Genomic DNA, 11,263 nt, shown 5'->3' with positions numbered 1-11,263 from the left:
ACCATGAGTTTTGTTGTACGCCGGGCGCGGCAGAGTGACGCCGACGCCCTCCCCGCCATTGAACGCTCGGCCGCCGAGCTGTTTCGCTCAGATCCGACCCTCGCCTGGCTGGCCGACACCGACGTGGCCAGCACCGCGCAACATCGCCAATTCATCGACCATGCCCATGTCTGGGTCGCCGAAAACACCTCGGCGCAGCTCGCAGGGTTTATCCGCGCGCTGGATGTCGGCAAGCAACTGCACGTTGAGGAACTGTCCGTCAGCCTGGCGTTTCAGGGTCAGGGCGTGGGCCGTCATCTGCTGCTGGCCGCGATTGAACATGCCCGCCGCGAGCAGATGCGCGCCGTGACCCTGACCACGTTCCGCGACGTGCCGTGGAATGCGCCGTTTTATCAGCGGATGGGGTTTGTGGACGTCGCACCCGGTGAGCACGACGCGCATTTGCTCGATGCCCTGCAGAACGAAATCGAACAGGGTTTTGCCGCCGAGCGACGCTGCGCCATGCAGTTGAGATTGCCCTGACAGGGAAAATCCCTTGTAGGAACGAGCCTGCTCGCGATAGCGTCCTGTCAGTCAACTGCGTTGGCGCCCGACACTCGGTATTGGCGAGCAGGCTCGCTGCCACGCGGGTTTTCATCATAAAAATAAGGACATTTGCACTGCCGTGGCCACTTACTCCCGCCTGATACGCAGACTGATGATCACCTCGCTGAGCATCGTCATCAGCCGTGCCCTGATCAGTCCACTGCTGACCCTGTTCCTCAGCAACAAACTGGACCTCAACCCGCAGGACGTCGGTCTGCTGTTGGGCATCGCCGTGTTCAGTGCCACGCTGTTGTCGCTGTATGGGGGCTACATCATCGATCGCCTCGACAAGCGTCAGCTGTTGATCCTGACCATGCTATCCAGCGGTGTCGGCCTGATGCTGCTGACCTTCGCGCAGAATCTGTACCTGGTCACGCTGGTGCTGATCATCAGTGAAACGGCGTCGGCACTGTTCCTGATCTGCTCCAAAGCGATGCTCAGTGAAAACCTGCCGGTCGGCCAGCGGGTCAAGGCGTTTTCACTGAACTACACGCTGACCAACATTGGCTACGCCGTGGGCCCGATGATCGGTGTAGTGATTGCCGGGGTTCAGCCTTCAGCGCCGTTTATCGTCGCCGGGCTGGTTGCCGCCGGCAGCGTTTTCCTGCTGCTGGGCGTTTCCCGCGAGACCGGTCCGCTGTCGCCAGCCAGCCCGCCACAGAGTTTCCTGAACACCCTGATCATCCTGAAAAACGACCGCACGATGATCCTGTTCACCCTCGGTTGTCTACTCAGCACCCTGGTCCACGGGCGCTTTACCCTGTACCTGTCGCAATACCTGCTGGTCACCCATACCCAAGAACAGACACTCGACACCATGGCCGCCCTGCTGGCCTGCAACGCGATCACGGTGATCCTGCTGCAATACCAGATCGGGCGTTTACTCAAGCGCGAGCACCTGCGGTTCTGGATTGCCGGCGGCACGGCGTTGTTCATCGTCGGTCTGATCGGTTTCAGCCTGGCGGACAGCCTCGTCGGCTGGTGCGTGGCGATGTTCATCTTCACCCTCGGCGAGATGATCATTTACCCGACGGATTTCCTCTTCGTCGATACCCTCGCGCCGGAAGCGCTGCGCGGCAGTTATTACGGCGCGCAGAACCTCGCGGCACTGGGCGGTGCGCTGAGTCCGGTGATGTGCGGTTTTTTGCTGATGCATACCTCAGCGCCGAGCATGTTCTACGCCCTGAGTGCCTTGGCCGCGCTGGGTGGTTATCTGTGTTTTGTCAGTGGACGTCGCGTGGCAACAATTCAAAAATAATGCACTGAATCAGCATTTATATGAATTTGTCAGCATCGTATTTGCACGGCACACTGTGCGCGTTCCTCCCCCAATAGTTGGAACGCTTAGAGGACTTTCCGAAACGGACAAGTCCTTTTTTTTGCCTCGATTTTACTGCCAAGGACCCGATTCACATGCTCGCTCGCTGGTTCCCCGCCGCCATCAACACCCGCCCCACCGAATGGAGCCGCGCCGCCATCGGTATGGCCTTGGGCACCTTGTTCAGTGTCTGGGCGTGCAGTCAGGTATTCGGCCATGAAGTGGCGTATCACCTGCTCGGGCCATTGGGTGCTTCGGCGGTGCTGTTGTTCGCCGTGTCCTCCGGCGCGCTGGCGCAGCCTTGGTCGATCATCGGCGGCTACCTGTGCGCCAGTGTCATTGCGTTGCTGGTGGCTCATGTTCTTGGGCGAACCCTGGGCAGTGCCTGTCTGGCGGCAGGCATGGCGCTGATTCTGATGTGCTGGTTGCGTTGCCTGCATCCACCGGCCGGCGCGCTGGCGCTGACACTGGTGCTGGCCGATCCGGCCACCATCGCCATGGACTGGAAAGCCATGGAACCGGTGATGCTCGCCGCCGCGTGCATGCTGCTCAGTGCGCTGGCCTACAACAACCTGACGCGCATCCGCTACCCGAAGCGTCCGGCCGAAACTGCGCCGCTGCAGACTCCCGTCGACAGCCAGTCAATTACCGCCGAGGATTTGAAACGGGCACTGGCTGAGATGGAAGCCTTTATCGACGTCACTCCCGAAGACCTCGAACAACTGATCCACGCCAGCGAACTGCACGCCAAACGCCGCAGCATCGGCGAAGTCTTCTCCTGACACCTCACGCACCCTGTAGGAGCTGTCGAGTGCAACGAGGCTGCGATCTTTTCAAGATCAAAAGATCGCAGCCTTCGGCAGCTCCTACACAAGCACATTCGATTTTTACCTAAGGCAAAAACGCAAACTCCCCCTGCACATATCCCGGTTGTACACGGCAAATTTGCACTGTTACGATCCGTTAACGCTCGCGCGCGAGCTTCTCGAATAAAGACAATAAAAGCAGGGAGTTAGTGATGACTGCTCAGGCTTCATCCCCGCGGACGCCGTCCATGGATGCCACGCAAAACGAAGTGCTGGCCGAGGTTCGCAACCACATTGGTCACCTGACCCTCAACCGCCCCGCCGGTCTCAACGCCATCACCCTCGACATGGTTCGCCAGTTGCAGCAGCAACTCGATGCCTGGGCCGCTGATGCCAATGTGCACGCTGTGGTGCTGCGCGGTGCCGGTGAAAAAGCTTTCTGCGCCGGTGGCGATATTCGTTCCCTGTACGACAGTTTCAAAAGCGGCGCCACGCTGCACGAAGATTTCTTCGTCGAGGAATACGCCCTCGACCTGACGATTCATCACTACCGCAAACCGGTGCTGGCGTTGATGGACGGTTTCGTCCTCGGCGGCGGCATGGGCCTGGTGCAAGGTGCCGATCTGCGGGTGGTCACCGAAAAGAGCCGTCTGGCGATGCCGGAAGTGGCCATTGGTTATTTCCCCGATGTCGGCGGCAGCTATTTCCTCTCGCGGATTCCCGGTGAACTGGGGATCTATCTGGGCGTCAGCGGCGTGCAGATTCGTGCGGCCGATGCGTTGTACTGCGGGCTGGCGGACTGGTTTGTCGACAGCAGCAAACTGTCGAGCCTCGACGAACAACTCGATCACCTGGAATGGCACGACACGCCGCTCAAGGATCTGCAGGGCCTGCTGGCGAAAAACGGCGTGCAAACCCTGAGCGATGCGCCGCTGGAGAAGCTGCGCCCGGTCATCGACCATTTCTTCGCCCTGCCGGACGTGCCGAGCATTGTCGAGCAACTGCGCGCAGTCACCGTCGCCGACAGCCATGAGTGGGCGACGACCACCGCTGACCTGCTGGAGACCCGCTCGCCGCTGGCGATGGCCGTGACCCTGGAAATGCTCCGTCGCGGTCGGCAACTGAGCCTGGAACACTGCTTCGCCCTCGAACTGCATCTGGATCGTCAGTGGTTCGAACGCGGCGACCTGATCGAAGGTGTACGCGCCCTGCTGATCGACAAAGACAAGACACCTCGCTGGAATCCGCCGACCCTCGCCGCGCTGGACGCCGGGCACGTCGCGAGTTTCTTTAACGGTTTTGATGAGAGCGGGAGCTGAGCCATGCACGATCTCGAACTGACTGAAGAACAAGTAATGATCCGCGACATGGCCCGGGATTTTGCCCGTGGCGAAATCGCACCTCATGCGCAAGCCTGGGAAAAGGCTGGCTGGATCGACGACGCGCTGGTGGCGAAGATGGGCGAACTCGGTTTGCTCGGTATGGTGGTGCCCGAGGAATGGGGTGGCACTTACGTTGATTACGTCGCCTATGCGCTGGCCGTTGAAGAAATTTCAGCCGGTGACGGCGCGACTGGCGCGTTCATGAGCATTCACAACTCGGTGGGTTGTGGGCCGGTCATGAATTACGGCAGCGAAGAACAGAAACAAACCTGGCTGGCCGACCTCGCCAGCGGTCAGGTCATTGGCTGCTTCTGCCTCACCGAACCGCAGGCCGGCTCCGAGGCGCACAACCTGCGCACCCGCGCCGAACGGCGCGACGGCCAGTGGGTGATCAACGGCGCCAAACAATTCGTCAGCAACGGCAAACGGGCGAAACTGGCGATCGTGTTTGCGGTGACCGACCCGGATCTGGGCAAGAAAGGCATTTCTGCGTTCCTGGTGCCGACCGATACGCCGGGTTTCATCGTTGATCGCACCGAACACAAGATGGGCATCCGCGCCTCCGACACCTGCGCAGTGACCCTCAACAACTGCAGCATTCCCGAGGCCAACCTGCTCGGCGAACGCGGCAAGGGCCTGGCGATTGCCCTGTCCAACCTCGAAGGCGGCCGCATCGGCATTGCTGCGCAAGCCTTGGGCATCGCCCGGGCGGCGTTTGAAGCGGCGCTTGTGTACTCCCGTGATCGCATCCAGTTCGGCAAGCCGATCAACGAACACCAGAGTATCGCCAATCTGTTGGCCGACATGCACATGCAAATCAACGCGGCGCGCTTGATGATCCTGCACGCGGCGCGTCTGCGTACGGCGGGCAAACCGTGCCTGTCGGAGGCGTCGCAGGCCAAACTGTTCGCCTCGGAGATGGCCGAAAAGGTTTGCTCGTCGGCGATTCAGATTCATGGCGGGTACGGGTATCTGGAGGATTATCCGGTCGAGAAGTACTACCGCGATGCACGGATCACCCAGATCTATGAGGGGTCGAGTGAGATTCAGCGGATGGTGATTGCTCGTGAGCTGAAGAACTACCCGCTGTAAAAAGCAAAAGATCGCAGCCTTCGGCAGCTCCTACAGGAAAATGGTGTAGGAGCTGCCGAAGGCTGCGATCTTTTGATGTTGCCTCAAAAGCTTCGCGAGCAAGCTCGCTCCCACAGGGGATTTGTGTACGACATAAATCCAGTGTGGGAGCGAGCTTGCTCGCGAAGACGTCAGCCAGGACGATGCATTACTTTCCGGTAAACTCCGGCGCGCGCTTGGCCACAAACGCCGCCATCCCTTCCTTCTGATCCTGCGTCGCAAACGCCGCGTGGAACACCCGGCGCTCGAAACGCACGCCTTCAGTCAGGTTGACCTCAAACGCACGGTTGACGCTTTCTTTGACCATCATCGCAATCGGCAGCGACTTGCTGGCGATCACGGCGGCGACTTTCAACGCCTCGTCGAGCAACTCATCGCTCGGTACGATCCGCGCAACGATGCCGCAACGTTCGGCCTCCACCGCATCGATCATCCGCCCGCTGAGGCACATTTCCATGGCCTTGGCTTTGCCCACGGCGCGGGTCAGGCGCTGGGTGCCGCCCATGCCCGGGAGCACGCCGAGGTTGATTTCCGGTTGACCGAATTTGGCGTTGTCGCCTGCCAGAATGAAGTCGCACATCAACGCCAGTTCACAGCCGCCACCAAGGGCGAAACCGTTGACCGCAGCGATGATCGGCTTGCGACGGTTGGCCACGCGGTCGCTGTCGCTGAACAGGTCGTCCATGTAGATTTGCGGGTAGGTCAGCTCGGCCATTTCCTTGATATCCGCGCCGGCGGCGAAGGCCTTCTTCGAACCGGTGATGACGATGCAACCGATGTTCGCGTCCGCTTCCAGAGCATCAAGGGCGTGGTTGACTTCGCTGACCAGTTGCGCGTTCAGGGCGTTCAGTGCCTGCGGACGGTTCAGGGTGATCAGGCCGACGCGGCCGTGGTGTTCCAGCAGAATTGTTTCGTAGCTCATACATGACTCCTGAATTTGTACCCTGTAGGAGCTGCCGCAGGCTGCGATCTTTTGATCTTGTTTTTAACAATCAAAAGCAAAAGATCGCAGCCTGCGGCAGCTCCTGCAAAGGGTTGGGGTTAAAGGTTGCGTGAGATGACCATGCGCTGAATGTCGCTGGTGCCTTCGTAGATTTGGCAGACACGCACATCGCGGTAAATGCGTTCCAGCGGGAAGTCGTTGAGGTAACCGTAACCGCCCAGCGTCTGCAACGCCATCGAGCAGACTTTCTCGGCCATTTCCGAGGCGAACAGTTTGGCCATCGAAGCCTCAACCAGTGCCGGCTGACCGCTGTCGCGCAGCGCGGCGGCGTAATGCACCATTTGCCGGGCGACGGCGATCTGCGTGGCCATGTCGGCGAGACGGAACGCCACGGCCTGGTGCTCAATGATCGGCTTGCCGAACGTATCGCGCTCGCGGGCGTAATCGCGAGCGGCTTCGAACGCAGCGCGTGCCATGCCCACCGCTTGCGACGCGATGCCGACCCGCCCGCCTTCGAGGTTGGCCAAGGCGATCTTGTAGCCTTCGCCCTCCTCACCCAAGCGGTTGGCGACCGGTACTTTGACGTCTTCAAACAGAATCTGGCAGGTGTCCGACGCGTGCTGCCCGAGTTTGTCTTCGACCCGTGCGACTTTGTAGCCCGGCGAATCGGTGGGCACGATGAACGCCGTGATGCCGCGCTTGCCGGCACTCGGATCGGTCACCGCAAACACGATCACGATCCCGGCGTTCTGCCCGGACGTGATGAACTGTTTGCAGCCGTTGAGTACATAGTGATCACCTTCCAGACGAGCGCGGGTTTTCAGGCTGCTGGCATCAGAGCCGGCCTGCGGTTCGGTCAAGGCGAAGGCTCCGAGCATGGCGCCGCTGGCCAGCGGTTTGAGGAAGCGCTCGCGCTGGTCGTCGTTGCCGAACTTGAGGATCGGCACGCAGCCGACCGAGTTGTGCACGCTCATGATGGTCGAGCAGGCGCCGTCGCCGGCGGCGATTTCTTCCAGGGCCATGGCGTAGGCCAGGTAGCCGGTGTCACAGCCGCCCCATTGCTCCGGCACGAGCATGCCGAAGAAGCCCAGTTCGGCCATCTCGCCGATGGCTTCCTTGGGGAAACGATGTTCGCGATCCCACTCGGCGGCGAACGGTTTCAGCCGTTCCTCGGCGAACTGCCGGGCCATGTCGCGGATCTGGGTCTGGTCTTCGTTGGGAATCATGGTGAATCCTTAACTTAAATCCGGGTTACCACACATAACCCTGTGGGAGCTGGCTTGCCAGCGATGGGGCCGTGTCAGTAAACATATTGGCTGTGTGACCCACCGCCATCGCGGGCAAGCCCGCTCCCACAGGGTCCGGTGCCAACGTTAATACACGCATTCCACGGCCATCGCCGTGGCTTCACCGCCGCCGATGCAGATCGCCGCAATCCCGCGTTTCAGGTTTTTCTGGCGCAGGGCGGAGAGCAAGGTCACCAGAATCCGCGCGCCCGAGGCACCGATCGGATGGCCCAGCGCGCAGGCGCCGCCGTGCACGTTGAGCTTGTCGTGGGGGATTTCCAGGTGAGTCATCGCGGCCATCGCCACCACGGCGAACGCTTCGTTGATTTCGAACAGATCGACCTCGTTCAACGCCCAGCCGGTCTTCTTCACCAGCTTCTTGATCGCGCCAATCGGTGCCACCGGGAACAGGCCCGGCGTGTCGGCAAACGCCGCGTGACCGTGAATCACCGCCAGTGGCTTGAGACCCAGTTTCTGCGCTTGCGACTGGCGCATCAGCACCAGCGCCGCCGCGCCGTCGGAGATCGAGCTGGAGTTGGCCGCTGTCACCGTGCCGCCTTCGCGGAACGCCGGTTTCAGTGAGGCGACCTTGTCCAGTTTGGCTTTCGGCGGCTGCTCGTCGTTGCTGATCAGCAGCTGTTCTTTGCCGACGGTCACCGTGAGCGGCACGATCTCGGCTTTGAAGCTGCCGTCCTTGATCGCCTGCTGGGCGCGGGTGGTCGAGGCGATGGCAAACGCATCCTGGGCTTCGCGGCTGAAGTCGTTGGTTTCGGCGCAGTCTTCGGCGAAGGTGCCCATCAGACGGCCCTTGTCGTAGGCGTCTTCGAGGCCGTCGAGGAACATCGAATCGAGCACCCGGCCATGCCCCATGCGATAACCGGCGCGAGCGCGGTCGAGCAGATACGGCGAGTTGGACATGCTTTCCATACCGCCGGCGATCACCACATCTGCGCTGCCGGCCAGCAGCATGTCGTGGGCCAGAATGGTGGTTTCCATGCCCGAGCCGCACATCTTGTTGACCGTGGTGCAGCGCGTCGATTTATCCAGCCCGGCGCCCAAAGCTGCCTGCCGCGCCGGCGCCTGACCGAGGCCGGCGGGCAATACGCAACCGAACAACACTTCATCAACCGCGTCGCTGGCAACCCCGGCGCGTTCAACCGCTGCCTTGATCGCCGCAGCGCCCAGTTGCGGCGCGGTGAGGCTTTTCAGTTCGCCCTGAAAACCGCCCATCGGGGTGCGGACGGCACTGACGATAACAATCGGATCGTTGGCAATAGTCATGACAAATCCTCCTTACTTGGCGGCCATGCGCAAGGCGCCGTCGAGACGGATCACCTCACCGTTGAGCATGCTGTTTTCGATGATATGCCGAACCAGCGCGGCGTACTCGGCAGGTTTGCCCAGGCGCGGCGGGAACGGCACGCCGGCGGCCAGCGACTCGCGCACTTCCGGGGTCATGCCGGCCATCATCGGGGTTTCGAAAATGCCCGGAGCGATGGTCATCACGCGGATGCCGAAACGCGCCAGTTCACGGGCGGCCGGCAGGGTCAGGCTGGCAATCGCGCCTTTGGAAGCAGAATACGCCGCCTGGCCGATCTGGCCATCGAACGCTGCGACCGAGGCGGTATTGATGATCACCCCACGCTCGCCATCGGCATTGGCTTCACTCTCGGCAATGGCCGCTGCGGCCAGTCGCAGCATGTTGAAGCTGCCGATCAGGTTGACGTTGATCACTTGGGCAAAACTCGACAGCGCATGCGGGCCGTTCTTGCCGAGAATCTTCTCGCCCCGGACGATGCCGGCGCAGTTGACCAGACCGTTGAGGCTGCCAAAGGCTTTCAGCGTTGCCTGCACCGCCGCTTCGGCAGCGGCTTCATTGCTGATGTCGGCCACCACGCTGTGCGCGCCGAGGCGCTGGGCCTGCGCGGCGACGGCTTCGGCATTCATGTCCACCAACATCACTTTGGCGCCCGCGTTGACCAGCAATTCGGCGCTGGCTGCACCCAGGCCGGAGGCGCCGCCGGTGACGATAAAAACCTTGTTCTCGATCTGCATGACTGACTTCCTGATTCAAGCTGAAACGTTGTGCGCCGCGGCCTCTTGAGCCTTGGCGATTTCCTGGTTGCGCAAGATAAAGCGCTGCAATTTGCCGCTTGGGGTTTTCGGCAATTCGCTGACAAATTCGATTTCACGCGGGTACGAATGCGCGGCCAAACGCTTGCGCACGTGTTGCCGCAGCTCTTCGGCCAGCGCCGGTTCGGCGCGGTATTGCGGGTTGAGCACGACGAACGCCTTGACCAGTTCGGTGCGCTCCGGATCAGGCTTGCCGACCACGGCGGCTTCGACCACCGCCGGGTGTTCGATCAGCGCACTTTCGACGTCGAACGGGCCGACGCGGTAACCGGAAGTCGTGATCACGTCATCACTGCGCCCGACGAAGCTGATACTGCCGTCCGGGTTCCATTCCACGGTGTCGCCGCTGAGGTAGTAATCGCCGACGAAAGCTTTGGTCGGCACGCCCTCGTAGCCGCCGAACCAGCACATCGGCGACTGGGTACGGTCGATGGCGAGGATGCCCGGTTGGCCGACGCCGAGTTCGTTGTAATTTTCGTCGAGCACCACGATGCGATGGCCCGGCGAGGCGAAACCGGCGGCGCCGAGGTGGATCGGATGCTGCAGACCGTGGTGGTTGCACAGCACCATGCCCAGTTCGGTCTGCCCGTAATGGTCGTGAATCACCACATCGAGGTTGTCGGCGAACCAGCGAATCACTTCCGGATTCAGCGGTTCGCCGGCGCTGCTGACAATGCGCAGCTTGCCCTTGATCGACTTGGCGAACTCGTTGCCACCGGCAATCAGCAAGCGGTACGCGGTCGGCGAACCGGTGAGGTTGGTGATGGCGTATTTGTTGATCACCCGGCAGGTGCTTTCGAGGGTGAACGGGCCATCGTAAAAGGTGATCGGATGCCCCATCGCCATCGGCCCGGTGACGCCGAAATAGATGCCGTAGGCCCAGCCCGGATCGGCGACGTTCCAGAACGCATCTTCAGGGCGCAGATCCACCGCGTCGCGGGTGTAGCTCTGAAACGCGACGATGGCCTTGAGCGGCACCGACAGCGCTTTCGACGGGCCGGTGGTGCCCGAGGTGAACATCAGCAGGAACGGATCGTCACCCGTCAGCAGGACCGGTTCGCAAACGCTGGAATAGTTGGCCAGCTCGGCCCAGAAACTGAAGTCGCCACGGACGATGCCCTGACCTTTGGCACCGCCGACGGTGACGATGGTCGGGCAATCCATGACTTCGGCGAGTTTTGGCCGGTTGACCGCGTCGGTGACCACCACTTTGGCGTCGGAGCTGTTCAGCCGATGCTCGATGGCCTTGGGGCCGAATGCGGTGAACAACGGCTGATACACCGCGCCGATGCGCCAGGTGGCAAACACGGTGATGAGCAATTCGATGTTGCGCGGCAGCAGGCCGGCGACCTTGTCGCCCTTTTGCACCCCTTGTTCGAGAAGGAAATTGGCGAAACGCGCGGCTTTGTCTTGCAGTTCGCTGAAGGTGTACGTGGCACTGGCGCCGTCGCGGCCTTCCCAGAACAGTGCGATGCGCCCCGGCAAGGCATGGCGGTCGCAACATTCGACGCAGGCGTTGAGCGCCTCCAGCGTGCCGCTGAGCGCCGCGTCCACGGTGTGCTGATAGTTGAACTGTTCAGTGGCAGACAAGTATTCGCGCATTGCCAGAATCCCTCGGTGTTTTTATTAGGCTGGGAACCGTAAACAACACAGGGATAGTCGCGCTGCGGCGCGGAGGC

General features: G+C 61.3%; 10 protein-coding genes. 5 read left to right on the top strand and 5 right to left on the bottom strand.

Annotated elements, in window-relative coordinates; translation table 11 throughout:
• Positions 1-3: 3 nt before the first annotated feature.
• The 5 genes from AC193Q_RS05930 (at position 4) to AC193Q_RS05910 (ending at position 5,183) form a co-directional block, all read left to right on the top strand.
• Entirely contained in the window at positions 4-522 is a 519-nt protein-coding gene (locus AC193Q_RS05930; RefSeq protein ID WP_121185389.1) for a GNAT family N-acetyltransferase, read from the top strand.
• Between the two features lie 142 nt (positions 523-664).
• Positions 665-1,843, top strand: coding sequence for an MFS transporter (locus tag AC193Q_RS05925; protein WP_483879295.1), 1,179 nt, complete (start codon positions 665-667; stop codon positions 1,841-1,843).
• 155 nt (positions 1,844-1,998) lie between these two features.
• A complete protein-coding gene (locus AC193Q_RS05920; RefSeq protein WP_131670400.1) occupies positions 1,999-2,685 on the top strand; it encodes an HPP family protein in 687 nt (228 codons plus the stop codon).
• A 236-nt stretch (positions 2,686-2,921) separates the two neighbouring features.
• Positions 2,922-4,028, top strand: coding sequence for an enoyl-CoA hydratase/isomerase family protein (locus AC193Q_RS05915; RefSeq protein WP_483879294.1), 1,107 nt, complete (start codon positions 2,922-2,924; stop codon positions 4,026-4,028).
• A 3-nt stretch (positions 4,029-4,031) separates the two neighbouring features.
• Complete coding sequence (locus AC193Q_RS05910; protein WP_086791167.1) at positions 4,032-5,183, top strand: acyl-CoA dehydrogenase family protein; 1,152 nt, start codon at positions 4,032-4,034, stop codon at positions 5,181-5,183.
• A 187-nt stretch (positions 5,184-5,370) separates the two neighbouring features.
• Here the strand turns inward: AC193Q_RS05910 and AC193Q_RS05905 are convergent, their stop codons facing one another.
• The 5 genes from AC193Q_RS05905 to AC193Q_RS05885 form a co-directional block, all read right to left on the bottom strand.
• Positions 5,371-6,144, bottom strand: a complete 774-nt coding sequence (locus AC193Q_RS05905) for an enoyl-CoA hydratase (RefSeq protein ID WP_258674332.1) — start codon at positions 6,142-6,144, stop codon at positions 5,371-5,373.
• 119 nt (positions 6,145-6,263) lie between these two features.
• Entirely contained in the window at positions 6,264-7,391 is a 1,128-nt protein-coding gene (locus tag AC193Q_RS05900) for an acyl-CoA dehydrogenase (RefSeq protein WP_027611962.1), read from the bottom strand.
• Between the two features lie 147 nt (positions 7,392-7,538).
• The gene (locus tag AC193Q_RS05895; RefSeq protein ID WP_131670396.1) at positions 7,539-8,732 is read right to left on the bottom strand and encodes an acetyl-CoA C-acyltransferase; all 1,194 of its coding nucleotides are present in this window, start codon (positions 8,730-8,732) and stop codon (positions 7,539-7,541) included.
• A 12-nt stretch (positions 8,733-8,744) separates the two neighbouring features.
• Positions 8,745-9,506: an SDR family NAD(P)-dependent oxidoreductase gene (locus tag AC193Q_RS05890; RefSeq protein ID WP_095669207.1), complete on the bottom strand. Its 762-nt coding sequence runs from the start codon at positions 9,504-9,506 to the stop codon at positions 8,745-8,747.
• Between the two features lie 15 nt (positions 9,507-9,521).
• Positions 9,522-11,186, bottom strand: coding sequence for an AMP-binding protein (locus AC193Q_RS05885; RefSeq protein WP_483879293.1), 1,665 nt, complete (start codon positions 11,184-11,186; stop codon positions 9,522-9,524).
• Positions 11,187-11,263 lie beyond the last annotated feature (77 nt).

It is taken from the genome of Pseudomonas sp. F2 (assembly GCF_057174385.1).
The sequence above is the reverse complement of the archived record's forward strand: the minus strand, read 5'-3'. Positions and strand labels throughout refer to the sequence as shown.

Excerpts from the sequence above, each read along its gene's own strand:
- AC193Q_RS05930 (WP_121185389.1), top strand. The coding sequence starts at position 4 with ATGAGTTTTGTTGTACGCCGGGCGCGGCAGAGTGACGCCGACGCCCTC.
- AC193Q_RS05920 (WP_131670400.1), top strand. The coding sequence starts at position 1,999 with ATGCTCGCTCGCTGGTTCCCCGCCGCCATCAACACCCGCCCCACCGAA.
- AC193Q_RS05915 (WP_483879294.1), top strand. The coding sequence starts at position 2,922 with ATGACTGCTCAGGCTTCATCCCCGCGGACGCCGTCCATGGATGCCACG.
- AC193Q_RS05910 (WP_086791167.1), top strand. The coding sequence starts at position 4,032 with ATGCACGATCTCGAACTGACTGAAGAACAAGTAATGATCCGCGACATG.
- AC193Q_RS05905 (WP_258674332.1), bottom strand. The coding sequence starts at position 6,144 with ATGAGCTACGAAACAATTCTGCTGGAACACCACGGCCGCGTCGGCCTG.
- AC193Q_RS05900 (WP_027611962.1), bottom strand. The coding sequence starts at position 7,391 with ATGATTCCCAACGAAGACCAGACCCAGATCCGCGACATGGCCCGGCAG.
- AC193Q_RS05895 (WP_131670396.1), bottom strand. The coding sequence starts at position 8,732 with ATGACTATTGCCAACGATCCGATTGTTATCGTCAGTGCCGTCCGCACC.
- AC193Q_RS05890 (WP_095669207.1), bottom strand. The coding sequence starts at position 9,506 with ATGCAGATCGAGAACAAGGTTTTTATCGTCACCGGCGGCGCCTCCGGC.
- AC193Q_RS05885 (WP_483879293.1), bottom strand. The coding sequence starts at position 11,186 with ATGCGCGAATACTTGTCTGCCACTGAACAGTTCAACTATCAGCACACC.